Raw genomic sequence first — 26,357 nt, 5'->3', positions numbered from 1 at the left:
CGGTTCTGCCTGCTGCGTTGGAGGTCAGGCTCGGCAGGCTCGGGCTGGTGCGGAGAGACGGCGACTATTCAGCCGGTTCCATATTTTCGTTGGTCTCGCTCACGGCCGCCGGAGTCTGCGCGGTATTTTCAGCCGGTTGTGGCGAATCATTATCCGGCTCTTCCGGTGCGTTCTCGTCTAATTCAGGCCCGTCAGTGCCTTCAGCCTCGTATGCGGCCGTTGCGGCATCGCCTTCGTCTACCGCTACCGGCTCGACCTCTTCAAGTTCGCTGGCCATCTTCTCAAATTCATCCATCGACGGCAGCTCGGCGACATCCTTCAAACCAAAACGCATCAAGAACTCTTTGGTCGTCTTGTAGAGGATCGGTCGGCCGATGACTTGTTTGCGACCGGCGGTGGTGATGAGCTTTCGTGCCAGCAACGAGCCAAAGACGCCTGATGAATCCACACCGCGAATCTCGTTGACTTCGGGGGCGGTTACGGGCTGCTTATAGGCGATCACTGCCAGTGTTTCAAGCGCCGGCAAGGACAGCTTCATCGCCGGCTTCAGGCTCTTGATGAACATGCGCACAGCGTCGTGGCACTCTGGCTTGGTTGCCATGCGGTAACCGCCGGCAATCTCGCGAATCTCAACGCCGCGATCGTCGGAGGCGTAATAAGTGATGAGTTCATCGATTAACTGGCGAAGAATTGCCTTAATCTCGCGATCGCGCTGACGGGCTGCGCGCTTCGCTTCGGCTTCAGGATCCGGTTGAGCTGCAACGTCCGGTGCGGATTCGCTCGGTTCAGGCTGGGCTTCCTCTAGTGCGGCCGAACCGACTTCTTCCGCGACGGTCTCGGATTGAGGTTCAGTAGAGGATGTGAAGGTGGCTTCTGCTTCGGGCAGGACGGCAAATCCAGGCTGCTCCAACAGGTGGCCGTCCTCCGTGCGCAGGTCGAGATACTCCAACCCCTCTGCAATCATCGGCTGAGAGGGATCGATTACGGTTGCAGCTGCGTCTGCCTCCGCTTTCTGTGCAGCGGCGGCTTGCTCTGCCGCCTTCCATTCCAGCGCTTCAGCGCCAAACAGGGTGGCGAGCTGGGTCAGGGTGACCGGCTCTTCGGCGGCGTAAATAACGGCTTCCAGCTTGGATTTCAGGCTCATGCAGCAATCAGTACCTTATGTATGGTACTGGACCGGAGAGGTATATGCGTCCACAGAAGCACGACGATCCGCATTGAGAAAAAGAAAGGGCGCCCGGGAAACCGGACGCCCTTCGCTCAGAAACGAAACCAAGGCAACTTGCGGACTAGCTCTACGCGAAATGACGGAAGAGCCAGAACAGGGAACCGGACAGTAATGCCGCCACTGGGAGAGTGAACACCCAAGCTGCGGCAATGTTGCGGAGCGTCGACATCTGAAGACCGCTTCGATTGGCGGCCATCGTGCCAGCTACTCCCGAACTGAGTACGTGCGTGGTGCTCACTGGCAAGCCAAAGTTATCTGCTGCGAATATGGTGGCCATGGCGACCAGCTCGGCGGTGGCGCCTTGTGCGTAAGTAAGGTGCTCCTTACCGATTTTTTCGCCAACGGTGACCACGATTCGTTTCCAGCCGACCATCGTGCCCATTCCCAAAGCCAGGGCTACAGCGACTTTTACCCAGGTGGGAATGAACTTGGTGGCCTTGTCGACCTTGGATTTGTAGAGGGTTAGTACGGCGTTTTCCTGCGCGGTAAACGCAGGGTTGTGATTCTTTTGCATGAGGCGGATTGCCTCGCTGGCCACGTACATGTCGTTGCGCACGTTGGTCTGCTGGTTTGCGGGAACTGCTTTGAACTCTTTGTAAAACGCGACTTCGTGGCTGAGATCCTCAACCAGCTCGCGCAGTGCGAGCATGGTGTCGGGCTGTAGCTGCTTGGTGCGGATGTAGTCAGTTACGGTTGTGCGGGCGTCTGCGCCGAGCAGGCCGGCTTTATCGACGTGCTTATCGAGAACCTTACCCGCGTTATCGGATGCTGCGATGAATTGCTGTACGTCAGACTTTGAGACCGCGTGATTCAGCGCGTACGCTGTGGGAACCGTGCCGATCAAAATCAGCATGATCAGGCCCATTCCCTTTTGCCCGTCGTTTGAACCATGGAAAAAGCTGACGCCGGTGCACGTGAGTACGAGCAACGCGCGAATGGGCCATGGGGGAGGGGTGCTGCCTTTGGGCGCTTCGTAAAGTCCCGGATACTTGATGGTCGCCTTCGCAAGCAGGAACAAGAGGGCAGCCGCACCGAAGCCGACGATGGGCGAGATGAGCAGGACTTTGAAGACTTTGGTCGCCTGCTCCCAGTCGACGCCCGAGGTTCCACTGTGAGCATTCATCAATTGATTTGCCAGTCCGACTCCGATGATGGAACCAACCATGGTGTGCGAACTGGAAGCGGGAAGGCCGAACCACCACGTGCTCAGATTCCAGATAATTGCAGCAATGAGGAGCGCGAAGACCATGGCGAATCCGGCGCCGGAGCTCACCTGCAAAATCAGTTCAACCGGCAGTAGCGTAATGACGGTGAAAGCGACAGTCCCACTGGAGGTGAGCACGCCGGCCAGGTTGCACATCCCCGACCACACCACCGCGATGTTTGGCTCGAGCGAGTGGGTGTAGATGACGGTCGCTACGGCATTCGCGGTGTCATGAAAGCCGTTGACGAATTCGAAGCCGAGTGCGATGAGCAGAGCGACGATTAACAGGACGTAGGGCCACGCGCTACCCAAAGCCACACCGCTGAAATCTTGGGAGATGTGTGTGGCGATGAACCAGACGCCAACCACTAAGGCGATAAGAACGACCGCGCCGCTGATCATGGCGTGCGACTTATGCATTTTTTTATCGAGCAATGCGGCAGCGGGGGGGCGGGCTGCAATAGCGGTTGCCAATTCGGCCATGGGTGGACACTCCAGATTTCGTTTTGATTTTGTCCTGGTGCAGGGGAGCAAAACTCGCCAGACGAGCAAGGAATATCCAACTTAGATGAATGCGAGATGAAGCCGAGATGAATTTGCTGGGTCCCTGAGAGGGACAGGAGGAAGCACGAAAACGGCCGCGCACAAAGCGCAGCCGTAAGGGTTTCAGAAGGAGCTTCTAGCTGATGTGCCGGAAGGCCCAGTAGAGGACGCCCGAAAGCAGCGCCGCGGCCGGTAACGTAAAGACCCAGCCGGCGGCAATGTTGCGGACGGTCGAGAAGCGGAGGCCGTTTCCATTGGCACACATCGTTCCTGCCACACCGGAGCTGAGGATGTGCGTGGTGCTTACCGGCAGCCCGAACTTGTCGGCCGCGAAGATGGTTCCCATGGCGACCAGGCCGGCGCTTGCACCCTGAGCATATGTGAGGTGGTCCTTGCCGATGCGCTCACCCACGGTTACGACAACGCGCTTCCAACCAACCATGGTGCCAAGCCCCAGGGAGAGTGCAACTGCGACTTTAACCCAGGACGGAATGAACTTGGTGGCGTGATCCACCTTGTCTTTGTAGCCGTTGAGTGCGGCTTTTTCATCTGCTGTGAAAGCGGGATTGTCGGCCTTGATCATCAGGCGGAGCGCTTCGCTGGCCACGTACATGTCATTGCGGACGTTGGCCTGCTCCTGTGGCGGAACAGCTTTGAATTCTTTGTAGAGCGCAACTTCGTGGCCGATATCTTCCACCAATTCGCGCAGCGCCAGGATTGTATCGGGCTGTAACTGCTTGGTGCGGATGTAGTCGGTCACCGTTGCGCGCGCATCGGCACCGAGGATCCCTTTTGAGTCGACATGGCGATCAAGGATGCTTCCGGCTTGCTGCGATGACACGATGAATGCTTGCGTCTGCGCCGGGCTTACAGCGTGGTTCAGCGCGTAGGCAGTCGGCACCGTGCCGATGAGGATGAGCATGATCAAACCCATGCCCTTTTGCCCGTCATTAGATCCATGGAAGAAGCTGACGCCGGTGCAGGTAAGGACCATGAGCGCTCGAATCGGCATGGGCGGCGGCATGTTGTCTTTCGGTGCTTCGTAGAGCGACGGAAACTTGGCCACCTGTTTGGCGATGAGGATAAGCATGCCGGCAAGAACGAATCCAACGACCGGGGAGATCAGGAGGGCCTTAAGAACCTTCATGGCCTGCTCCCAGTCGACTCCCGAGGTCCCGGTATGCGGCATCAATAACTGGTTCGCAATTCCTACGCCGATGATGGAGCCGACCATGGTGTGCGAACTGGAAGCCGGCAGGCCAAGCCACCAAGTCCCGAGGTTCCAGAGGATCGCCGCGATAAGCAACGCAAAGACCATGGCGAATCCTGCGCCTGAACTCACTTGCAGAATCAACTCAACGGGCAGGAGTGTGATGACGGCGAAGGCCACTGTGCCGGATGACAACAGCACCCCCGCGAGATTACAGATACCTGACAACACCACGGCGACGTTTGGCTCTAGCGAGTGGGTATATATAACGGTAGCGACCGCGTTGGCGGTGTCATGAAATCCGTTGACGAATTCAAAACCAAGGGCTATTACCAAAGCCAATCCGAGCATCGCGTACGGTGCATAGCTGGTGATCGAGGCTGCATCAAGATCGTGGGCTACGTGAAAAACGATGTAGACGATGCCTGTTGCAAGCGCCGCAAGGAATGCGAGGATGCCGGCTTTGCTCGGCCGGCCTTTCAGCTTGCGGTCGAGTAGCGAGGGTCTGCGTAAAGCAGTTGCCGTCGTTGCAGCCATCAGATCTCTCCGATTGCGACAAACGATTCGCGGCGCATTATGATGCAGACCGACGCGGAATCGGCTAAGAATTCTTGATTGAAATGGGGATGGAACGATCTGAGATCGCAGCAGGAGGGACAATCAAAAAAGGATTGCATAAAACCCCAACAACCGAAATACGTACCTCAGTTGTTTGATGCGCGTTGCCATCCATCTGGCTTCGCACGATTGATTTTACATGAGATACGGGAGGGGGATGGGTTCAATGGGCCTGAAACAGCCGACGGAGGCACATATTAAGTTTATTAGCTTCAATGGTTTAGATGAATCAAATCTTTTCATTAACCACACTGTAATATCTGCGCTAATTGCACCCATTCTTCAACAACGCTGCAACAAAGATGACCGCGCAATTTGGGAGTGAAATTTGCGTTGAGAGTCGCTGTCAGGAAGCGCAGCCGAACGGTTGCTCAAATTTTGAGCTGAAAAACATGCAACCGGGTGGTAGCGTGTTTTCTTGCGAGCGGAAAGATTAGAAAACTCGACATGGATCGAGAGAGAATTGCGCGGCAAACGTTGCGCCTTGATAGGCCGCATTTAGCTTTACCGCCAATCGTCAGTGGAGTTGGTCAGCCCTTCATTCACTACGCTATCGAACCCGGAACTCTTCTTGATAAAAATTTCTGAGAACGCCCGGTCCTGCCGAAGAAGGATAGCCTGCAGTCGCACTAGTTCGAGCAAAGCAAGAAACATGGCGACCAGTGCGCGTGAAGATTTGGAGTGGCTGAGCAATTTACGAAGTGCGAGTGGCCTGTCTTCCATCGAAAGGCGCCGGGTGAGGAACTGGATCATCTGGCCGACAGTGACGGAGTCGTCCTGCACGTTGAAGGTGGGCCGCTTGCGCGCGCGTTCGAGAATGTCGCGGAAGATTCGGACCAGGTCGACGGTGTCGGCGGCAATCTCCGGTTCAGCCGCGGCATCGTCTTTGAATTCGCGCACGCCCGGATTGGACCAAGTAGCAGCTTCGAGCATTTGCTTCTGCTGCAGCATCTGGGCGGCGTTCTTGAAGCGCTCGTGTTCGAGCAAACGTTCAACCAGTTCGCGGCGCGGATCGTCGGCGGCATCATCAGGTCCGGCAGGCGCGCGCGGCAACAGCATCTTGCTCTTGATGTGGATGAGGAGCGAGGCGGTGTAGATGAAGTCGCCCGCCACATCCATGTCGGTCGCCTTAAGTTTGTCGACGTAGGCCAGAAACTGCGCTGTGATCTTCGCAATCGGGATGTCGTAGATGTCGATGTCCTGTTTGCGAATGAGATCGAGCAGCAGGTCGAGCGGACCGTCGTACACCTGGCCGACAGTAACCGAGAATGGCGATTGATTCGGTTCCTCTTCCTGCTTCTTCGGCTTAGCAAGCGCGACGTCTTTTGCGGCCTTTGCTTCGGGGACAGTCCTTGACGTGAGCACCAAAGGCGGAGCGGTATTGATGCCGGGCTCTCTCGATGGCGGGTCGCCGTGCGGGGACTCCGGTTGAGGTTCGGGTGTGTCGGGCTCTGGCTCCGGGCCCGGCTCAGGATCGCTGACAGGACCGCGGTGGCCTGGCTCGGGGTCCTCAACGGGATCGAGATCAGGTGTTGGTTCCTTTACCGGATCAGGCGCTGGGTCTGACTCTGGATTAACGGTGGAATCGATCTCCGGATTTTTATCGAGTTCGGTCAAATTGAATCTCTATTCGGGGGATTTATCTGAATCACTCATTTTCCTGCCGAGGTCAACTGCATCGCTGCGCGGACCTCGGTCATGGTTTGCTCGGCTCGCGTGCGTGCCCGATCGGAACCATCCTTGAGGATATCCTCAACTTCGCCGGGAGTGTACCGGGCGCGTCGTTCCTGGATAGGATTCAGGATCTGCACCAATGCATCGGCCGCCCAGCCTTTGCACTCGATGCATCCGATGCCCGCGGAGCGGCAGCCCTCGTAGACCCTGGCCAGCGTTTCCGGCGTGGAAAAGACCTTGTGCAGATCGCCCACCGGGCACTTGTCCGGATCGCCGGGATCCTTGCGTCGGATGCGCGCCGGGTCTGTGACCATGGTCTTCAGCTTCTGCCGCACCACTGGCTCGGGATCGTTCAGCTCGATGGTATTGCCGTAGCTCTTCGACATCTTGCGGCCGTCGGTGCCGGGCAGCTTGGGTGAAGGGGTCAACAGCACATCAGGCTCTGGAAGGACTTCGCGGCCGTTGAGTTTATAGAAATTGTTGAAGCGCCTCGCGACCTCGCGGGTGAGCTCAACGTGGGCCTGCTGGTCCTGGCCTACAGGCACATATTTCGGTTGATACAGCAGAATGTCCGACGCCATCAGTACTGGATAGCCGAGGAAGCCGTAGGTGGTCAGGTCCTTAGTGGTGAGGTTGTCCTGCATCTCCTTATAGCTGGGCACGCGCTCCAGCCAGCCCAGAGGCGTGATCATACCGAGCAGCAGCGGCAGTTCTGCATGTTGCAGAATGCGGCTCTGCTGGAAGAGAACGGTCTTCTGCGGGTCGAGTCCGGCGGCAAGATAGTCCAACATCACCTCACGCGAGTTCGGCTCAATGTTGGAAGGGTCGGCGTAGTCCGAAGTCAGCGCGTGCCAGTCGGCGATGAAGAAGTAGCACTCGTACTGGCCGCTGTCCTGCAGCTTCACCCAGTTGGCGAGGGCGCCCATGTAATTGCCGAGGTGCAGCTTGCCCGTCGGGCGCATACCGCTCAAAACGCGCGGGCGAGAAGATGTATTCAAAGATTCCGACATTCTATTTTTCGTTTCCGGAGTAAGGCCGGGATTGGCAGCCCAAGTTTGATCAGAAAGGTCAAATGGAGGCTCGCTCCATTGTAGCGGCTTCGATCCTATCCTTTCGACAGCACCAGACCAACGACTGCGAATGCCGGACTGAGCAGCAGCCGCATGATGTAGCCGCCTACAAAAATCATGAGGCACCAGCTTACCCACATGGGAATGCGGTCGTAGGACTGCACCGCGTTATACGGAAGGATGTTTCTGAGGAGATTGCTGCCATCGAGCGGCGGTATGGGGAGCAGGTTGAAGAAGAAGAGAGCCAGGTTGATTTCGACGGCCGCAATGCCAAGCAGCACGATTGCCTGGACGGACGAGTTGACTCCTGGCATCAGCATCCCACTGGCCGTGAGCATCACCACCTGCCGACCACCGGCAACTGAGTGAATCACTACCAGCAGCACGATGGTTGCCACTATGGCGAGCAGCATGTTCGACGCCGGTCCAGCCAGCGTAACCATGTTTTCATCGCGTCGGATCTTGGTGAAGTTCCGGCTGATGACCGGCGTGGGTTTCGCCCAGCCAATCAGGATTCCGCTGAAGAGACTGAAGCCGATCAGCGGGCCGAAGATAATGATGGCGGGCATGATGAGGGTGCCAACCGGATCAATGTGGTAGATGGGATTCAGCGTTACCCGGCCTTGCAGCCGCGCCGTCTGATCGCCTAGACGGGAAGCCATCCATGCATGCGAGCACTCGTGCACACTCAGGGAAAAAATGAGCAGGACAAACTTGAACACATCGATCGTAAATGCGGCAGACTCCAACAGGCGCTCCCCGTGTTCGGAAAGCTCAGGTTAGCATGCGTACCGTTGCCGCGTTTGCTCGCTGCTAGACCTTGTAAGCCGGGTAGTGGCCCACGACCTGGCCAGCACCAATGTTGGCGCCACCCATGATGATTTCGTGGCTTCCAATAAGTGCGCCATCGCCAATCTTTGTCGGCTGCAGTCTCACGTCGTCATTGCCTTCGTTTCCGTAGCTGTGGGAGAAGATGCGGACAAAGGATCCAATGACTGCGTTTTTGCCGATGGTGATACCGCCGCGATCGTGCAGCAGCACTCCCTGGTGGATTACTGCGCCGTCTCCAACGGACAGCTTGTAGCCGTAGGTCAGGTCTACTCCCTGGTGGATTTTGACACCTGATCCCATGTGGTCGAAGATGTGGCGGCCCAGCATGCAGCGGAAGCGCATTCCCAGCCAGAGATTCAGGCCGATTGGCGAGCGGTCGAACATCTTCCAGAACCAGAGCAGCGGCTTGCGGATGGCAAACTCTGCTTCATCGATGCCGCTGAAGTACTCCGCCTCGAGCGTGACGTTCTCTGGATCGAGCGACATTCCCAACACGTTTCCCGGCAACTCGCTGGAGAGCGTGACGTTCGGTTTGCCGCCGTGCGGGCGTCCCAGGTAGAGCTGATAGAGCTGGTCGCGCACGATTTCTGCGCGACGCTCCGGCGAGCGGTGGCGGTAGAACTCCTCGTCGAGAAAGCGGATCCAGCGGCGGTAGACCTCTTCGGCCTCGGGGGTGGGATGGGGCTGGTTGCTGGCGACTGGCTGAGGCTTGGGATTGGTAGCCATACGCTATGGACGATAAATCAGGCAGGTAGGATTACGCGAGTCTGCCTTGCGGCTGCGGTCACGCCCGAAGACGATACCGCGCGTTATCCTAATAGGTCCGGTGAATCTGTGCCGCCCTGAGAGAGTCCTGAAATTATGTCTGAAGAAACCGCACCCGCTATCGTTCCGACCGAAACCGCCAAGCCTGCCGCGCCTGTTGCCACCATTGCGACTCTGGGCAAGCACGAAGGCCAGTCCGTGCGCATCCAGGGATGGCTCTATAACTCCCGCGAATCGGGCAAGCTTCTGTTTCCAATCTTCCGTGACGGCACCGGCACCGTGCAGGGTGTGGCCCACGTCAAGAGCGTTCCGGCCGAGGTCTTCGAGTCGCTCAAAGGCCTGACGCAGGAATCGTCCGTCATTGTTACCGGCAAAGTGCGGGCGGACAAGCGCGCGCCTGGTGGATTCGAGCTGGATGTTGAAGATATCCAGGTAATCCAGCGCGTGCCAGAGTCTGATCCGTATCCAATCACGCTGAAGGAGCATGGCGTCGATTTTCTGATGGAGCACCGGCATCTGTGGGTCCGCTCTCCTCGGCAGTCGGCCATCCTGCGCATTCGCGCCGAGATCATGCGTGCGGCTGCGGAGTACTTCGACGACAACGGATTCATCCGCACCGATCCTCCCATCCTTACTCCGGCGGCCTGCGAAGGGACCTCGACGCTTTTCCCGGTGGACTACTTTGGCGATCCTGCGTACCTCACGCAGTCTGGCCAGCTCTACATCGAGTCGACGGCGCTGGCGCTGGGCAAGGTTTACAGCTTCGGGCCGACGTTCCGCGCGGAGAAGTCTAAGACGCGCCGTCACCTGACGGAGTTCTGGATGGTCGAGCCAGAGGTTGCGTTCTGCGATCTCGATGGGCTCATGGAACTGGCGGAGAACTTCATCTCCCATATCGTGCAGTCTGTGGTGAAGAATCGCGCTCCAGAACTGCAGGTCATTGGTCGCGACATTGAAACGCTGAAGAAGATTGTGCCGCCGTTTCCGCGACTCCGTTATGACGAAGCGGCGAAGATGCTGAACGAGGCGCATGCCAAGGGAATTCTCGAACAGCCTTTCGAATACGGCAACGACTTCGGTTCGCCGGATGAAACCTGGCTCAGCTCGCAGTTCGACCGGCCGGTGATGGTTCACCGCTACCCAGCGGCGGTGAAAGCGTTCTACATGGAGCCCGATCCGAAGGACGCGAACTTTGCCTTGTGCGTGGACGTGCTTGCGCCCGAAGGCTACGGCGAAGTGATCGGCGGCTCGCAGCGCGTGTCGAGTTTTGAGCTGTTGAAGAGCCGAATTGAGCATCATCAACTCCCCATGGAAGCTTTCCAGTGGTATCTCGATCTGCGGCGGTACGGATCAGTGCCGCACGCAGGATTCGGCATGGGCATCGAGCGCGTGGTGGCATGGGTTTGCGCGCTCGATCATGTGCGGGAGACGATTCCGTTTGCGAGGACGCTGCACCGGATTTATCCGTAAGGGGCTTATCTCCGGAGATGAGGGGTACCCCCCGGGGGGCATTCTGGGTCTAAATTCCTCCGGATAAACGAGTTACGGGATGCGGTGCGCTGCAAATTATTCTTATCATTGAACTTCGCCGCAGAATCCTCTCAGCAAAGGGCTTATGTCACGAAATCCCGCGGACTTTAGCTAAAGAGCGATTCCAATGAGTGTCAGGTGTTGCGGTGCTGCTCGATTGAGCCGGACGCGGCAATTTCGCTGCTCTATTGAGATTGTGCGCCTTTGCGGTTTAATTCAGTGCAAAGTCAGCGAAGGAATTTGGTATCTGGATTTAACGACTTGCGCCATTTTTCAGGCGATTGGGGAGTTGACAAGAACCCATCCGGCGGAATGAGCGTGGAGTTGGCTATCGACTCGTAATTGACGAAGGCAGTCACACGACCGGAGCGTGTGAGGTGGGATTATCGCGTGAATCCCGATGTCGTAATTCCTTCTTCCATCAGCCCGATGTTATCGACCATTCGAATGCGACCGTCGAGAATTTTGAAGACCTCATTGATCTGCATTCTTCGTGGGCTGTCACCGTAGTAGAGGATGGCGTAGCCGATAACGATGCCGCGTTCTGGATCGATGAGTCCGATGCGAACTTCAGTTGCAGGGCCCCAGGGTTTTGGGCCGAGGTTGCTCTCATAACAACCCACGTCACCGCTCTCCTCAACTCCATTCTTCGGATTGTGCGTCACGCGATTTCCGCTGTGGTAGCGGTCGCAGCGTGGGTCGTAATCAGCCTGGATAGGCTGGTGGTCAGTCAGTCCTTTGAAGTAGGAGGTGATGATGCGCTCCAACTGCTCGCGCGTGGAACGTTCCTCAGGTGGGACAAGGGTATTGAAAATCGGATCGTAGGGAACAAGGTTCTTGGCGTTCACTCTGGGGCTGTCGTCAAAATTGATCTCAACTTCCTTGATTCTGCCTTCGACCATTTTGAGCCGCGTGCCGATGTATACGGTCTTTCCAGAACCTCTCTCCGCTGCTACATGTTCAATCACATTTCCTAGAATTGGGTCGGTGTACACCCCTTCCGACAGAATCTTTGTTACCCCAACCCATTTGCTTTCGCCAAGCGTGATTGCTTTCGTGTTCTCGCGGATCTGCGCGTCGGGGGCAAGCTGGATTTTCTCTGGAGTGTGGCCGAGCATTGCAGCATTGAATTGCTTTGCCTGCTCAAGAAGGCAGCCACGGTCGCAAGTTGCGGCCGATGCTGCGCTGCTCAGAACGAACAACGCTATTGCTGCATACGCCAGAGTTGTAGCTTTTAGTGCCTGCATTAAGATCTCTCCATAGGGCATATTCGGATACTTGCAATGCAATAACAAGTAGGCACCTTTATGAGTGATAGTCACCTTTTGGAAACCACCCCGCCTTGGAACGTCTTCGACAGCAACTGTCCCACTCGGCAGGTACTGGATTGCATCGCGGATAAGTGGAGCGTCCTGATCATTCGCCGCCTCGCTGAGGGCACTCTGCGGTTTGCCCAATTGCGACGAGCGGTGGACGGTATCTCGCAGAAAGTTTTGACGAACACGCTGAGAGCCCTGGAGCGCGACGGCATTATCACGCGCCGAATCTATGCGAGTGTTCCACCGAAGGTGGAGTATTCACTGACCAGCCTGGGACGTTCCTTATGCAGTTTGGTGGAAGGCATCTGCAGTTGGGCCGAAGCCAACATTGAGCAGGTATTGGCGGCGCGCGAAATGTACGCCCGCGCTCCCCATGAGGAATCAATCACTCGATAACGATCTCAGTTGGTGCGCTCAGCCGCCATCGAGGACGGATCAGGTCAGTCCGTCATTACTCACGAGAGCGCAAGAGGCTCGCCCTATCCCAGGTCTCAAGATAGAGACCCGGGTACGCAGTTTATTGGCGGGTGGCCCCGATGTCGAGCGCTATCCAGTTGAGGGTGCCCCCGGTCCCTAGCTTTTGGGGACCGGGGAAGAAGAGGCCGACTGCCGGTAGAGCATCCACTCCGGCAACTGCCCGCCCCTGTGCCTAGCAGTCCATGCCGACTCAATCTCTACGGACCCGCGGATGCCAGTTTGATAGTGGCGATGGCTTGACCAGCGCCAGTCTTCCGGCTTCGCGACCAGTCCGCGGCGGACTGACTTCCACCCCAGCGCACAGAGTTCGCGCGCCGGGGACCCCGGGGATTTCGATGGATGTAGCGCAGTTTCTCTATCAACTTGGCGTGCGAGAACACATTGAAATCATAGTAATGAGCCTGCCAGAATGGCTTTTCTCGGCCTCGCACCGCAACCGACAACTTGAGCGCCTGGATGGCCTTGGATAAGAGAACACGCTGGGGCTCGTTTACCAACAGATGCACGTGCTCCGGCATGACCACGTGACCGGCGACAACAAAGCGATAGCGCAGGCGGACCCGCTCCAACGCATCTTCAAAGAGTTCCATGGCGGCGACCGTGGCCAGGTAAGGACGGCGCCGATAGCAGCTGAAGGTGAGGAAGTGGAACTCGCCTGTTTGCTGATAACGGATGCGCTGGCCTTTCATGCACCGCGAGGATACTCCAACCGGGAATCCGACTGCAGTGATCAGTGAGCCTGACTCCCCGGTCCCCAAAAGCTAGGGACCGGGGGCACCCGCACCCGCCAATGTGTCCTCCCAACCTGAGTTTCTGTCGAAGAGATTAGTCGGCCTTCTGGAACATCTCTTCTGTTCGCGGCGTATCCCTGCCCTAAGCGTGCGTGTGCTTGAAAGAAGGTAAGGCAATGAAGCGGATCACAATCGCAATTCTGTTCGGTCTGGTTGCAGGTTTGATTTGCGCTAGCGGAGCATTTTATGGCCACATTCTCAAATTCAGCGTTGTCACACTGCTGTGGGTTTTGCTCAATCGTGCGGTGATGGGATTCGCCATCGGCATTTCGAATCTCAGAGTGCACTGGGCGGCGAACGGCGCCATCGTCGGCTTGGTTGTTGGCTCGATCTTTTCCTACTCGCTCTTCATGAACCTGGGTCCGGTATTGTTGCCGCTGGTGAACTTCTGCGTCAATGCGCTGTTCGGTCTCATGATCGAATTCTTTGCGACGAAGGTGTTCAAGCAGCCGGCTTTATCAGCACCTCTCGCGCAGACGAAGATTGCCGTCCACGCCTGACGCCTGGAATCGGTCTTACACTTTTCGCAAAACGCAAAGGGGAACCCCCAAAAGAGTGATCGTCAAGCGATAGCGAGACGATTGAGGGTGAGGACGGTTATGTCGTCAGTTTGACCGAAGCGTTGCGCTTGCTCGGCGATGCTCTGAGCTGCCTGGGCGCTGATTTGACGAGTACGTTCAAACCCGAAGAGCTCGCCATCGGCGTTCTGGGCTTCAACGACGCCATCGGAGAGCAGGGTGAGGCGATCGCCGGGGTCCAGCGCAAGCGTGCTTTCTTCGTATGCCGCGTCTAGAACGATTCCGAGAGGCAAAGTTCCGGCAACGTCGATCTCCCGGCCGTTGCGGAAAGGGGCAAGGTGCCCGGCATTGGCATAGCGCAAGGTGCCGCAGGAATCGAGCACTCCGCAAAAGCAGGTGACGAAGCCCCCATTGCTGGCGCGTACGAGCTCGGCGTTCAGGCGCATCAGGATCGCAGCGGGCCCCAAGCCTTCAAAAGCAAGGGTGCGCAGAGCGCCGATTGCGAGGACGCCGGTCATAGCGGCTTTCAGGCCCTTGCCACTAACATCGCCGACCGCAATCACAAGACTGCCGTCCGGACGCGAAAGGATCTGATAGAAGTCCCCGCCAACTTCCTCCGCGGGCAGATAGGCGGCTTCAATGCAACAACCGATAAGAGCAGGGATCGTTTTTGGCACCAGTCGCTGCTGAATCTCCCGCGCGGCGTCGAGTTCGGCGGTTGCCCGTTCGTGCTCGAGAGTGATGCGCCGATGGCGGGACAACAGGACCGGACCGATGGAAACCAGGAAGAAGAACATCGACAGATCGTCGAAATCAAAGCGAAAGCGTCTGACATGGAAAGCCCTGAACCAGGGTACGGTGATTCCAAGTACTTCGATGATACTTGCCAGAAGAAATGAGGGCAGTAGCAGACCAGCCTCGGCATTTCCCCGTTTCCATTTCCACCCTAGAAAACCCAGCGAGCCGACGACAAAAGGAACTTGAACGACGAGCAGGATCAGATGGAATGCCGTATCGGACAATCGAGGCAGCCACGTGAATTGCAGGCTCAAGAAAGGAAGGCCAAACAGCACCGGAATGGCTAAAAGCAGGACCTGATAACCCCGCATCCAACGGTTGAGACGAACGCCGGTAAAGGCCGCGATGAAGCCAACCAACGGCGCATAGCGCCCGATCATCCCAAGAGCGTCCGTGAGAGGTGCGAACGTGAGTGGAAGCAGCGGGTACACCCAGCTAAAGACCGATTCCAGCGACATCGTCCCATCAAGAAAAAGAAAAGCTGCGAACCATAGGTAAGCTCGTCCGTGAGGGTCGTTGCGAAAGACCAGCAGCAGGATCACTCCACCGAGCAGCTCGCCCGCGCAGAGTAGCGCTTGTGGCAGGTAGCGATAAAAGTGGGTCGCGTCTGTGGCCGTGCGTATATCTTTGAGAACCGGCGCGCTGCCGAAAAGCACCTCACCGGCGCGCGGGAGTCTTGCAGCTCCGCCGTCGATTCCAACAATGCGAAGCGCAACCTTGGCTTGACCAGCGGGCAGGTGGATCAGCAGCCAACGGCGTGCAGCATCTGTTGTGCGGGGCCAGTTGCTGCAGTCAGCGGCTTTCTGCTGGTTCACAAACACCTGGCACTCCTCAGCGTTGGGATTCACGAGCAGTGCGGGGTTAGAGACCTGTTCGTCCGGCGTCACGGTGGTGCGGAGCCAAACGACTTTCGATCCCTGGGGTGAGACACGCTCTGTAGTGCCGAGGGTGAAATTTTGGCCAGGGCGCGTATCTGCAGAAGCGAATTCGCCGCCGGGAGGATCGCCTTCGTAGAGAAGCCACGGACCGTCGAGACTTGCCGGTCCATTGGCGCTGTGCGTAACGATCGCCTGGGCGCGACTGAGAGGCGCAGCGGCGAGCGGGATCAGGCCCAATGCTACAAGGAAACAGGCATGGCGCAATGAGCTTGGCCTCCGGAGGATACGGAAAGCCTGTCACATAAACTGATACATGGCAAGTTCCGTGTGCATAATCGAGAGGCCTTGAATTCGTTGCGGTGCAACTGGCCTTGTCATGCACTTCTGGCGAGTTGTGGCCAACCCGGAAGCAGGCGTGATCTGAACGCGTTGGGTCCGAATTGACGATCACACGATCAGATTGGGAAAAACGGGTGGCCTTATTCGTGAGGCTGAAGCCTCACGCTTCCTCCAGAAAAGCAAAGACGTTTTTTGCCAGTCAAAACCGCGACGCCCGAGGGCGCCGCGGCTCAAGTTGATGCGACGACAAGTCAGAAGTTCAGACGGACGGCCATCTGCAACTGGCGCACGTTATAGGCGAAGTTGCTGTTGCCGGTGCTGGTGACGGATTGGAACTGGGTGGACGTGTACTGTACCAGGTTGTTGGTGTGGGTTGCCGTGTTCTCAGAGATGGAGTAGGCGTTTGTACCCAGTCCCGTTACGTTCTGATGATTGGTGAGGTTGAAGGCTTCCGCAAGGAATTCGAGGTTGTAGTGTTCGCGCACGACGAATCTTTTGGAGGCGCGCATATCGACACCCCAGGTCTTTGGATACTGGAGTTCGTTGCGGTTGAGGCCCGGAACGCGGTTGGTGCCGCCAGATCCGTTGAAGGAACTGGTGTTGATGATCGACTGCTGGGTGGTTGATCCGCCGGGATAGAGTTTGGCCGAGGATCCGCTGATGCCGACCGAATAGGGCAATCCGCTCTGCGTCTGAAAGGTGGGAGCGAGTTCGAAGTCATTCAGCAGGTAGCCGAGCGGTCCGTGAACATGCCATGGTGAATCCGTGACGGTGTAGATCAGCAAGCGATAGGGCACGTTCTGATTCGAATTGCCATATTCGAGCTTGATGTTATTGGGATCGAGCAGCGCGGTAGCCGATGCGCCCGTGGTGTTGTTTTCGCCGTAGTCGAGTGCATGCGACCAGGTGAAGTTGGAGCCGAACGAAACATGGTAGGACATCTGGTGCTTGAACTGACCGACCAGTGCCTGGTAGTTCGAAGTTACGCCGCTGAAGATGTCGGTGATGGAGCTGAAGTTGGGATTGGGGCGATGATTTGCGTTGGCGGTGTCGTAGAAGTAGACGTTGGCGTCGATTGTGGTTCCAACGGGGAGAGGTCCAGCACCCGTGACGGTGAAGGTCGTCGGCGTCGGCGCTGGAAGATTGGTGTCGACGAAGTCAGGCAGACGGCGGCCCCATGATCCAAGCCACGAGATGCTAAAGACGTCGTTCTTGCTTAGTTGTTGCTCCAGCGTCAGGTCGGCCTGATGAATCTCAGGAACCTTGAAGTTTGGATCGATGTAATAGGCAGTTGCGTTGCCGCTGGAACCCTGCAGGCAACTCGATGCATCGATCTGGGGAAACTTCGGTGCACAAGGGGTTCCGGGGTTGATGGTGGGGTTCACCTGGCCAGCGGAGACTCCGGTGCCGATCAGAGCCTGGTAGAGAGTGGAATTGATGGCGCGTGCGAAGAATTCGCCGTAGCCGCCGCGAAGAATCGTTTTTCCGCCGCCATAGACGTCATATGCGAAGCCGACGCGGGGGCCGATGTTGTTCTTGTTGTCGTGCAGGGTGTTGGTCTGCGGCAACAGGGAGTTGGGCAACTGCTGTGACGGGAATTTTTCATATTCCCAGCGGACGCCCAGGGTCAGACTCAGACGCGGGTTTACCTTCCACTCGTCCTGGACAAACAGAGCATAGTCGCCAGTGGTGAAGTCGAGTCCTGCAGCTCCAACGCCCTGGCTGTAGGAGTTGTAGTTTTCCGCGACCTTGCCGGTGACGGGATTCTGGGAGAGATAAAGGTCGGAGACGTAGTTGCCGAGCGGGGTGTTTCCGGTGTAGCTGTAACCGCCGTACTGGTTGTAGAGGTTTGAAATGCGGTCGTCGGTGTGGAGATAGTCTTCGCCGAACTTGATGTTGTGGTTTCCGTGCACCCAAACCAGGGTATCGGCGAGCTGCCAGCGGCGTTCGTCGGGAAGTGCGGCGCGATTCAGGAACTGCGGTGTGCCGAACTGGAAAAATCCGCTCAGAAAGACGTTGGGGGGCAGTCCGAGAGGATTTACATAACCTGCCGGCGTGTTGATGAGATTCGATTGTTCGTAGGCGGTCGGCTTCTGGTTGAATTCAAACTCGAAGTCGCGGCCATACATGAAGCGGGCTTCATTGCTCCAGTGGGTGCTGAGGAAGCTGTCGAGTTTGCCGACGATCCAGTTGTCGCGGACGTAGTCGTTGCCGAAGCTGGCTGTGCCGTATGCGACCGCGGGTGCAGTCTGGATGCCTGCGGGAGATGTCCAGCGCATCTGATTGGCTTCAACGGAGGCGTGGTTTTTCTGGTTGATCTGCCAGTCGACCTTGGGGAAGTAGATGACCTGCTTGCCGATGCGGGGAACGGTTCCCAGCACGGAGGTGAGGCTGTTGATATAGCTCGAATAGAGCGGAGCTGCCGCGGTGTAGGCCAGGCCGGTGTTCGCAGCGAACTGGCAGACCTGCGCGTCGGGATAACTGGGAGCCGCAGATCCTGTGCCACCGCAGGTCTTGCTTGTGGTGGAGATATCGGCATCGGGTGCGGTGTAGAAGTTTGCGTTGGCGCTGGTGCCGGTGATGGTGGAAGCCGCGGGGAAGTCGTGGTAGAAGCGGTCCGCGGCGAGGAAGAAAAAGAGCTTGTCGCGCAGGATCGGACCGCCGACGCCGAAGCCGAACTGGCGACGGAGATCGGTGGGCTTGAACGATTGCACGGCATAGCTGATGGGATTGGTCGAGACCTGAACGGGATGCGTCACGTAGGTGTTCTGCGCTGCCCACGCGCTGTCGCGATCGTAGTAGTAGCCTTCGCCGTGAAGTGCGTTGGAACCGCTCTTGGTGACGGAGTTGACGATGCCGCCAGCGGACCGGCCGTACTCGACCGAGTAGTTCGAGGTGTTTACCTGGAACTCCTGCACGGCAGCCTTGATGGTGGAGTAGCCGGCGCGCGTACGCCCTCGCTCTTCAGAGAAGTAGGCCTGGTTGTCGTCGGTTCCGTCGATGGTGACGTTGTTGAGCAAGGTGCTCTGGCCGCGGAAGCTGAGCAAGCCGAAGCCGTTGCTGTCATTCACGACGCCAGGAGTCAGCAACGCGAAGGCCGACCAGCGGTAGTTGTTTTCCGGCAGATTATGCAGCGATATCTGGTCAACGACGCCAGCAAAGTCGGGTGTTGCGGTATTCACGAGCGGGGCTTCGCTCGTCACTTCTACGGTCTGAGCAGAACTGCCGACTTTGAGGCGCGCATCGACGTCGGTGAGCGATCCAACCTGCACTGTGACGCTCTTTGCATCGTACGTGTCGAATCCCGAAGCAGTGATGGTGACTTCATAGACACCCGGCTGCAGGTGAATGACACGGAAGTAGCCGGAACCGTCGGTGACCGCTTGTTGCTGGGCGTTGGTGTCGATGTTGCGGACAGTGACGGCGGCGTTGGCGACAACTGCTCCGGTGCTATCGAGAACGTTGCCGCCAACGGCGCCGTCGACTGCGGACTGGGCCTGGGCGGCGTGCGAGATAGAGAGTAGAGCAAGCAGGACAGCAAAAAGCGCAGAGCGTCCCCTCAACTTGAAACTGGTCATGAAACCTCCAAAAGTTAGTAATTCGAAATGGCGAGTCTTGCCGGGCGTGCGCAGGCTTAGTCTTACGCTCGACCAGATTTTTCAGAACTTCCGCGCAAGGTCTGGCGCATCTTTGCGTGGGCAGTTCGAGCTACGACAGGTCGGGGAAGATCCAGCCGAAGTATTCCAAAACAATGTGAATAGGGGATGAGAGACGTTGATTGCGTATCGCAGTCCGGTGTGGTGGATTCTGCCTCAAAGCGTCTGCTCGGTCTTGGCAACTTGCCTTCCAAAACAATGCACTAATCCTGAAAATAGCGCCACTCATTCAGAGGAAAAGTGCGGGAAATCAAAGTGCTTGTGAGTCCGATGCCGAGATAGCGCATCCCGAGGGCGTCAAGCGCATCCCACTTACTGCAAAGACTTTTCCTTGGAGTGTATCGATGCCGCTAACCGCCAGTGAAGTTCACCAGATGAAATATGCGCAACCCTCGACCGAGGGCGTTCTGCCCGTCATTTTAGAGCGCTGGAGTCCGCGCGCATTTGCCGATCGGGATGTTAGTCCGGCGGATTTGAAGGTGATCTTTGAAGCTGCCCGATGGGCGCCTTCCTCGTTCAATGAGCAGCCTTGGCGCTTCATCATTGGCCATCGTAACTCTGAGACTTATAAGAAGATCGCCGATGCGCTGGTTCCTTTCAATAACGCCTGGGCGACGACGGCTCCAGTGCTGATCCTGAGCGTTGCCAAGACGCGGTTCAGTCACAATGACTCGCCCAATAATTACGCGTTGCACGACCTCGGGGCTGCGGATGGATTTATCACCCTGCAAGCTGCTTCCATGGGGATTGCCACGCACCAGATGGCTGGTTTTGACCAGGCGAAGGCCCGCGAAGCCTTTGCAATTCCAGAGGTTTACGCGATCGGGTCGGTAATGGCGATGGGATACCAGGGCGAACCTTCCATTCTTGGCGAACATTACCAGGGACAGGAGCAGTCGCCCCGCGGTCGTAAACCACTGAGCGAGATTGTTTTGTCCGGATGGGATCACGCTGCGGATCTGGGCTGAAGGTTCCGCGAAAGTCGCCGCCTCAATCCAGTTAATACCTCCGTGCCTCCGCTGCAGAGTTTTCCCCCGTAAAGTGGAGGCTGGAGTTTGTTCTGCCTATTGCCTCACCAACCCGCAAGACACGCCAGCGCGCTCCGACCCGCCGGCCTCGTCATCGTTATAAGCCCATCCGGATGGGCGGCAGCCGTTGGCTTGTGCGGACAATGCTGGTTGGATTTGTCCTTGCCGTAATGCTGGTTGGCTGGGCCGTGATTGCGCGTCGAGTTGCCCCGACTGCGAACACCAGCAGCGATCACTTCGACGCCATTCTGGTGCTTGGCACCCCAGCAGATGCCGACGGCAACCCGACACCGGAGCAGCTTGCGCGCGTGACGGAGGCGGTACGGGAGTACGAGCGCGGAATCGCTCCGCGCCTGCTTTTCACGGGCGGCCCGGCGCACAACCATTACGTGGAGGCGGATGTGATGGCCAGCTCTGCCGCTGCGCAGGGCATTCCTCCCTCGGCCATCTTTGTGGAGACGAAGGCAACCGACACGATTCAGAATGCCTGCTACTCGGCGCGGATCATGCAGACGCACGGATGGCATTCGGCGGAGATTGTTTCAAGCGATTACCATCTTGCGCGTGCGGCACTGATCTTTAGCCACACATCGTTGGATTGGCGGATGCATGCCGCGCCGCCCATGCAGCCAGGCGAAACGCAATCCAATTCAATCGCCGAAATCCTGAAGACGATGCGCTACCTGCTGTATGCCAACTGGGCTGAGCGGTGCGAGCCTTAGCAAATAGTCGCTAGCTTAGGGGCCCTTGACTGCGTCTAACCCCCAGTCCCACTCATTGTCCCGCGAAGGTATGGTCCTGTAAGCTTTGTGTTGATGCGTCTCCCAGTAAGGTTTTCATTCTTTTCGGCAGTCCTTGTCCTTGGTCTGCTTGCCTCCGCTACGCACGCCTCCAGCCAGGTGCAGCCGTCGGTGCAATCCACCGGTTCGCAAACCAGCGGCAACGGCACCTATATCGCCATCGATCCGCTGGCCAGGGTGAGATACGACAACAAGTTCGACGTTTCGCTGGGAATGGCGTACGACCATATGAAGGCTGGTCCCAACCTTCTGCAGGGATCGAACCTCGGCGGCCTGGATCTTTCTGCCTCGTACTGGTTCAGCCGGCATTGGGCTCTCGAAGGCAGCGGCCGCGGCTATGTGGGTACCAGCGGCGCGGCGCCGAACTCTTTTATCGACAGCAATGGCGCGACGCACAGCATCAATGGTCCGTTTGTTGCGCAGTACTTTTTCGTAGGTGGGCCGGAATGGCTCGGACCGCACAACAAGCATGGCGCGCTAATTGCGCACGCGTTGTTTGGCGGCGTCTACGGGAAATTCGAGCAGGATCTGCTTGGCCAGCCTCCGTCGACTGTTGGCTTTTATAACGACCAGATGGCGCCGGCCGCCATTATCGGCGGCCACATGGATTTGAATCGGTCAGAGCGCTGGGTATTCAGGATTACTCCCGATGCTGTGATGACCCGCTACGGCATCAACTACGGTACCAAGGCCACCCAGACGGATGTGAACTTCGCGATCTCTGTCGGGGTTGAATATCGATTCAAGGCCAAGCGCCGATAGGATTGTCTCCACATCCGGCGTTCAAAGCACCGGAATTTCAGCGCAGCCCCGCCCGCACATGGCCTTACTTTGGCCCGTTTTCGATGATGCCAACGCCCTGTAACAGGGAGATGCTGCACGTGTTATCTCCGTGTGGTATCCTTCGCCGTTCAGAGGCCGATTTTCAAAATCCTGCTCTGAAACACGCCGTACCGGATAACGGCATATAGGTTTCGCGCTGAGAAGCACTCCGGAAAGACAACGCGATAAGGCAGGCTCATACGGACATGAAAGACACATTGGGTGTTTTGCTTGCGGGCGGAGCCGGAGAAAGGCTCTTTCCGCTTACCCGCGACCGCGCCAAACCGGCTGTTCCTTTCGGCGGCCATTACCGGATCATCGACATCACACTGTCGAACTGCATCAATTCCGGCCTGCGTCGAGTGTTCATTCTTACTCAGTACAAAGCTCTCTCGCTGAATCGTCATATCCGCGAAGGCTGGACCGGCATTGTGGCGCAGGAACTTGGCGAGTTCTTTGAACTTTTGCCGCCCATGCAGCGCACCGGCACCAACTGGTACATGGGAACGGCGGATGCCGTGTATCAGAATATTTATTCCATCGGCAGCGAACAGCCTAAACACATGATCATCCTGAGCGGCGACCACATCTACAAGATGGATTACAGCCGCATGCTGGAATATCACCGGGAAACGCACGCCGATGTGACCCTCGCGACGCTCCCGATCTCTCCTGATGAGGTCGCGCGCTTTGGTGTGGTCGACGTGGGCAAGAATGGCGAGTTGCAGGGCTTCCTTGAAAAACCGACGACGACCACATTCAGATCGCCCTTCAATCCCGACAAAGTTGAAGCCTCGATGGGCATCTACATCTTCAATACGGAAGTTCTGCTGAAGGCGCTGATTGCCGATGCCGAGGATCCCAACTCGAAGCACGACTTTGGCCACAACATCCTGCCTAATATGCTGGGCAAGAAAAAGATGATGGCCTACAGCTTCGTCGATGAAAACAAGCAGACGGCGCTCTATTGGCGCGACGTGGGCACGCTGGATTCTTATTACGAAGCCAATATGGATTTGTGTTCGGTGTCGCCGGTGTTCAACTTGTACGACAAGAACTGGCCGATGCGCACGCGTGTCCGGCAATATCCGCCGGCGAAGTTTGTGTTTGGAGAGCCGGGTAGAACGGGCATGGCGGTGAACTCGGTGATCACGGCCGGCGTCATTATTTCGGGCGCTTCGGTTTCAAATTCAGTGCTGTCGCAGGATGTGCGCGTCAACTCCTACTCAGAAGTTGACTCGAGCATCATTTTCTCGCATGTGCAGATCGGTAGGCATTGCCGCATCAGACGCGCGATCATCGATCGCGACGTGCACATTCCGGAGGGAACGGTTATCGGCTACGATCCGGTGGAAGATAAGCGACGTTATTTCGTTACGCCTTCGGGCTTGACGATTGTGACCCGCGACGCATCGCTGTTTGAGAACCCCGTCGAGCCGGAGTTTGGTGATCGATATTGATTCGAATACGTTGAATTAAGGAAGCCGGCGCTTTGAACGCCGGCTTCTTTTTGTCTACGAGAGAATTATTTTTGATATTGCTCGTCGCTTACCTTCTCCATCCACTCCACAGTTTTGCCGTCGAGTTTTTCCTGGATCGCGATGTGGGTCATGGCCGTTGTTGGTGCGGCACCATGCCAGTGTTTTTCTCCGGGCGCGAACCAGATGACATCTCCTGGACGAATCTCCTCGATCGGGCCGCCCCAGTGCTGCACTCGTCCGCAGCCGGAAGTGACGATGAGTGTCTGACCGAGCGGATGAGTGTGCCATGCCGTGCGCGCTCCGGGTTCAAAGGTAACGTGAGCACCAACGACGCGTGCCGGCTCGGGTGCAGTAAACAGCGGATCGACACGCACCGTGCCGGTGAACCAGTCTGATGGTCCTTTTCCTGAAGGTTGAGAGCCTGCTCTTTTGATGTCCATAAGTTTTCCTCGGTGTATCCATTGTTTTAGAAGCTGTTAAGCCGTAAAGATGGTCATCGTTGCTCGAGTTTTTTGCCGTCGCGCGGCGCGATTCGAACGGTGGCGGAGCGTGCCTGCGCGCTGATCATCGGAGCGAGATACGGACTCTGCTTGTATTTCGTGCGGTAGGCATCGTCGATGCGATCGTTGATTGTTCCTTCTACTTTCTCGAACGAAACTTCTTTAGTCATGCCGGCAGCGATGATGCGTCCTGCTTTTTGTTGTATCGCGGCCTTGTACCAGCGAGACTTTGGTCCGTTGTATCCACGCACGTAGAGGGCGTTGTCGACGACTACAGACCAGATCCACGTTGGTGTTCCGTAGGTAATTCCATCTTCGCGAAACGGCGCGATGTGCAAGTCATCGGACTCGGCGATCTTGCTTAGCTCGTCTTTTGGCCATGTTGACAATTCTGGTTTACCTCCCTGCCTTTGTCTCGTGCGATGTTTACGTGTCTAGCTTGGATCTTGAAGTTAGCGCATGATGAATCCGCCATCCACCGAAATGGACTGACCGGTTATATAGCTTGATGCGGAACTGCAAAGCCACAGAACTACGTCGGCGATTTCTGAGGGGCGGCCGTAGCGGGCCATAGGCACGCTCTTCACCATGGCATCGAGGGCATCGCCCTGACCTGCAGCAACCATTTGGTCGGCCATGGGTGTCCAGATGAGTCCAGGGCAAATGGCGTTGACACGAATGCCACGAGCAGCGTATTCCAGTGCAGCGCTCTTTGTGAATCCGATGACGCCATGTTTGGCTGCGTGGTAGATTCCTCGCTCAGCACCCCCGACAAGGCCGCCGAGGGAAGAGCAATTGACGATGGCGCCGCTGCCTTGTTTGCGCATCTGTTGCAACTCGAACTTCATGCAACTCCAGACGCCGCGAAGGTTGATGCCCATCACCTTGTCATAGTCTTCCCGCGTGGTGTCGGCAGTTTCCGCGAGAACGTTTTGAACGCCGGCATTGTTGTAGGCTGCGTCGAGGCGGCCGAATTTTTCCACGGTCTGTTGAACCATCGCTTCAACCTGGGCATCGTCAGAGACGTCGCAGACCACGGCAAGGGTCTTGTGACCACTGGCTGCGAGTTCATCTGCGGCAGAACGCGCAGCTTTCTCGTTCCAATCGGCGAGGACTACCGATGCACCGGATTCTGCAAACGCCTTGGCGGTCGCGAGGCCCAGTCCGGAGCCGGCGCCGGTAACGAGGGCAACTTTGTTTTCGAAAGTAATATTCACGATGAGTTTCCTATTGTCAGCGGTTTGTCATGCGCTCTACTTCTTCGGGGTATCGGTCGCCTTGTACGGGAATCTTTGCCGTGGCACTGTCGAGTTCGCGAAGGTCGTCCGGGGTAAGGTCGAGGTTAGTCGCGCCGATGTTCTCTTCTACGCGCTCCAGCTTTGTGGTGCCGGGAATGGGAACGATCCACGGCTTCTGCGCCAGGAGCCATGCGAGTGCTAATTGAGATGCAGTAGCGTGCTTTCTCGCGGCGAAATCCTGCAGGAGATCAACGAGAGCGCGATTTGCTTTACGCGCTTCGGGCGTGAAGCGAGGGAAGCTTCCGCGATTATCTTCTTTGTCGAACTGGGTGTTTTCGGTAATTGTTCCCGTAAGAAATCCACGGCCGAGCGGACTGAACGGAACGAAGCCGATACCAAGTTCCTCGAGGGTCGGTAAGACTTCTTCTTCAGGTCGCTTCCACCATAGCGAATATTCGCTCTGAAGCGCAGTGACAGGGTGGACGGCGTGGGCGCGGCGAATTGTTTGTGCACCTGCTTCGGACAAGCCGAAGTGTTTGACTTTGCCTTGTTGAATGAGGTCCTTCACCGCGCCTGCGACTTCCTCGATCGGCACATCGGGATCGACGCGATGCTGATATAGAAGGTCGATAGACTCGGTGCGAAGTCTTTTGAGCGAGCCTTCGACGGACTGCTTGATGTATTCTGGCCGGCTGCTCAGGCCCATTGGATGAGGATCTTTATCGGAATCAAACCGGAAGCCAAATTTCGTTGCAATGATGACTTTGTCGCGCACGGGGGCGAGAGCCTCGCCGACAACCTCTTCGTTCACGAAGGGACCATACACCTGGGCGGTGTCGAAGAAGTTGATGCCGCGATCGACGGCTCCGCGCATGACTGCGATCATGTCCTGCTTGCTGCCTGAAACGGGACCGTGACCAGCGCTCATACGCATGCAGCCTAATCCGATGGCCGAGACTTCAAGGTTGCTCTTTCCTAGCTTGCGCATCTGCATTTGTTTTGTCCTTCGATTCATTAGGTGAGGCGACAGTGCCTACCT

At 57.1% G+C, this 26,357-nt stretch carries 22 protein-coding genes; 7 read left to right on the top strand and 15 right to left on the bottom strand.

Annotated elements, in window-relative coordinates; genetic code table 11:
- Window positions 1-64: 64 nt before the first annotated feature.
- From scpB to P8935_RS02715, 7 genes are all read right to left on the bottom strand, one after another.
- Window positions 65-1,144, bottom strand: a complete 1,080-nt coding sequence (gene scpB, locus P8935_RS02745; RefSeq protein WP_348263481.1) for an SMC-Scp complex subunit ScpB — start codon at window positions 1,142-1,144, stop codon at window positions 65-67.
- Window positions 1,145-1,295: 151 nt separating this feature from the next.
- Complete coding sequence (locus P8935_RS02740) at window positions 1,296-2,915, bottom strand: inorganic phosphate transporter (RefSeq protein ID WP_348263480.1); 1,620 nt, start codon at window positions 2,913-2,915, stop codon at window positions 1,296-1,298.
- 196 nt (window positions 2,916-3,111) lie between these two features.
- Window positions 3,112-4,722, bottom strand: a complete 1,611-nt coding sequence (locus P8935_RS02735) for an inorganic phosphate transporter (RefSeq protein ID WP_348263479.1) — start codon at window positions 4,720-4,722, stop codon at window positions 3,112-3,114.
- A gap of 585 nt (window positions 4,723-5,307) precedes the next feature.
- The gene (locus P8935_RS02730; RefSeq protein ID WP_348263478.1) at window positions 5,308-6,420 is read right to left on the bottom strand and encodes a segregation/condensation protein A; all 1,113 of its coding nucleotides are present in this window, start codon (window positions 6,418-6,420) and stop codon (window positions 5,308-5,310) included.
- A gap of 35 nt (window positions 6,421-6,455) precedes the next feature.
- Window positions 6,456-7,487 (bottom strand): tryptophan--tRNA ligase, encoded by a 1,032-nt coding sequence (gene trpS, locus P8935_RS02725; RefSeq protein WP_348263477.1) that lies wholly within the window; start codon window positions 7,485-7,487, stop codon window positions 6,456-6,458.
- A gap of 95 nt (window positions 7,488-7,582) precedes the next feature.
- On the bottom strand, window positions 7,583-8,296 hold the full coding sequence (locus P8935_RS02720; protein ID WP_348263476.1) for a site-2 protease family protein: 714 nt from the start codon (window positions 8,294-8,296) through the stop codon (window positions 7,583-7,585).
- A gap of 64 nt (window positions 8,297-8,360) precedes the next feature.
- Window positions 8,361-9,104 (bottom strand): acyltransferase, encoded by a 744-nt coding sequence (locus tag P8935_RS02715; RefSeq protein WP_348263475.1) that lies wholly within the window; start codon window positions 9,102-9,104, stop codon window positions 8,361-8,363.
- 135 nt (window positions 9,105-9,239) lie between these two features.
- Here P8935_RS02715 and asnS point away from each other — a divergent pair, with 135 nt between their 5' ends.
- On the top strand, window positions 9,240-10,613 hold the full coding sequence (asnS, locus tag P8935_RS02710; RefSeq protein ID WP_348263474.1) for an asparagine--tRNA ligase: 1,374 nt from the start codon (window positions 9,240-9,242) through the stop codon (window positions 10,611-10,613).
- 443 nt (window positions 10,614-11,056) lie between these two features.
- Here the strand turns inward: asnS and P8935_RS02705 are convergent, their stop codons facing one another.
- Window positions 11,057-11,920 (bottom strand): hypothetical protein, encoded by an 864-nt coding sequence (locus P8935_RS02705; RefSeq protein WP_348263473.1) that lies wholly within the window; start codon window positions 11,918-11,920, stop codon window positions 11,057-11,059.
- Between the two features lie 60 nt (window positions 11,921-11,980).
- Here P8935_RS02705 and P8935_RS02700 point away from each other — a divergent pair, with 60 nt between their 5' ends.
- A complete protein-coding gene (locus tag P8935_RS02700) occupies window positions 11,981-12,388 on the top strand; it encodes a helix-turn-helix domain-containing protein (RefSeq protein ID WP_348263472.1) in 408 nt (135 codons plus the stop codon).
- Window positions 12,389-12,666: 278 nt separating this feature from the next.
- Here P8935_RS02700 and P8935_RS02695 read toward each other — a convergent pair whose 3' ends face one another.
- Complete coding sequence (locus P8935_RS02695; protein WP_348263471.1) at window positions 12,667-13,158, bottom strand: transposase; 492 nt, start codon at window positions 13,156-13,158, stop codon at window positions 12,667-12,669.
- 218 nt (window positions 13,159-13,376) lie between these two features.
- Here P8935_RS02695 and P8935_RS02690 point away from each other — a divergent pair, with 218 nt between their 5' ends.
- Entirely contained in the window at window positions 13,377-13,760 is a 384-nt protein-coding gene (locus P8935_RS02690; RefSeq protein WP_348263470.1) for a hypothetical protein, read from the top strand.
- A gap of 62 nt (window positions 13,761-13,822) precedes the next feature.
- On the opposite strand, the gene P8935_RS02685 is transcribed toward P8935_RS02690, so the two are convergent.
- Together P8935_RS02685 and P8935_RS02680 are read right to left on the bottom strand one after the other, a co-directional pair.
- Window positions 13,823-15,718, bottom strand: coding sequence for a PP2C family protein-serine/threonine phosphatase (locus P8935_RS02685; protein WP_348263469.1), 1,896 nt, complete (start codon window positions 15,716-15,718; stop codon window positions 13,823-13,825).
- Window positions 15,719-16,044: 326 nt separating this feature from the next.
- A complete protein-coding gene (locus P8935_RS02680) occupies window positions 16,045-19,371 on the bottom strand; it encodes a TonB-dependent receptor (protein WP_348263468.1) in 3,327 nt (1,108 codons plus the stop codon).
- 422 nt (window positions 19,372-19,793) lie between these two features.
- Between P8935_RS02680 and P8935_RS02675 the strand changes: the two genes are divergently transcribed.
- From P8935_RS02675 to glgC, 4 genes are all read left to right on the top strand, one after another.
- Complete coding sequence (locus P8935_RS02675) at window positions 19,794-20,417, top strand: nitroreductase family protein (protein ID WP_348263467.1); 624 nt, start codon at window positions 19,794-19,796, stop codon at window positions 20,415-20,417.
- A 173-nt stretch (window positions 20,418-20,590) separates the two neighbouring features.
- The gene (locus tag P8935_RS02670; RefSeq protein ID WP_348263466.1) at window positions 20,591-21,199 is read left to right on the top strand and encodes a YdcF family protein; all 609 of its coding nucleotides are present in this window, start codon (window positions 20,591-20,593) and stop codon (window positions 21,197-21,199) included.
- A 93-nt stretch (window positions 21,200-21,292) separates the two neighbouring features.
- Window positions 21,293-22,039: a hypothetical protein gene (locus P8935_RS02665; RefSeq protein WP_348263465.1), complete on the top strand. Its 747-nt coding sequence runs from the start codon at window positions 21,293-21,295 to the stop codon at window positions 22,037-22,039.
- A gap of 245 nt (window positions 22,040-22,284) precedes the next feature.
- Entirely contained in the window at window positions 22,285-23,559 is a 1,275-nt protein-coding gene (gene glgC / locus P8935_RS02660) for a glucose-1-phosphate adenylyltransferase (protein WP_348265304.1), read from the top strand.
- 65 nt (window positions 23,560-23,624) lie between these two features.
- Here glgC and P8935_RS02655 read toward each other — a convergent pair whose 3' ends face one another.
- The 4 genes from P8935_RS02655 to P8935_RS02640 form a co-directional block, all read right to left on the bottom strand.
- The gene (locus P8935_RS02655; protein ID WP_348263464.1) at window positions 23,625-24,020 is read right to left on the bottom strand and encodes a cupin domain-containing protein; all 396 of its coding nucleotides are present in this window, start codon (window positions 24,018-24,020) and stop codon (window positions 23,625-23,627) included.
- A 53-nt stretch (window positions 24,021-24,073) separates the two neighbouring features.
- Complete coding sequence (locus P8935_RS02650) at window positions 24,074-24,469, bottom strand: DUF2255 family protein (RefSeq protein WP_348263463.1); 396 nt, start codon at window positions 24,467-24,469, stop codon at window positions 24,074-24,076.
- A 63-nt stretch (window positions 24,470-24,532) separates the two neighbouring features.
- Entirely contained in the window at window positions 24,533-25,297 is a 765-nt protein-coding gene (locus tag P8935_RS02645) for an SDR family oxidoreductase (RefSeq protein WP_348263462.1), read from the bottom strand.
- Between the two features lie 16 nt (window positions 25,298-25,313).
- A complete protein-coding gene (locus P8935_RS02640) occupies window positions 25,314-26,312 on the bottom strand; it encodes an aldo/keto reductase (protein WP_348263461.1) in 999 nt (332 codons plus the stop codon).
- Window positions 26,313-26,357: the final 45 nt, after the last annotated feature.

It is taken from the genome of Telmatobacter sp. DSM 110680, from assembly GCF_039994875.1.
GTDB lineage: Bacteria > Acidobacteriota > Terriglobia > Terriglobales > Acidobacteriaceae > Telmatobacter.
The sequence above is the reverse complement of the archived record's forward strand: the minus strand, read 5'-3'. Positions and strand labels throughout refer to the sequence as shown.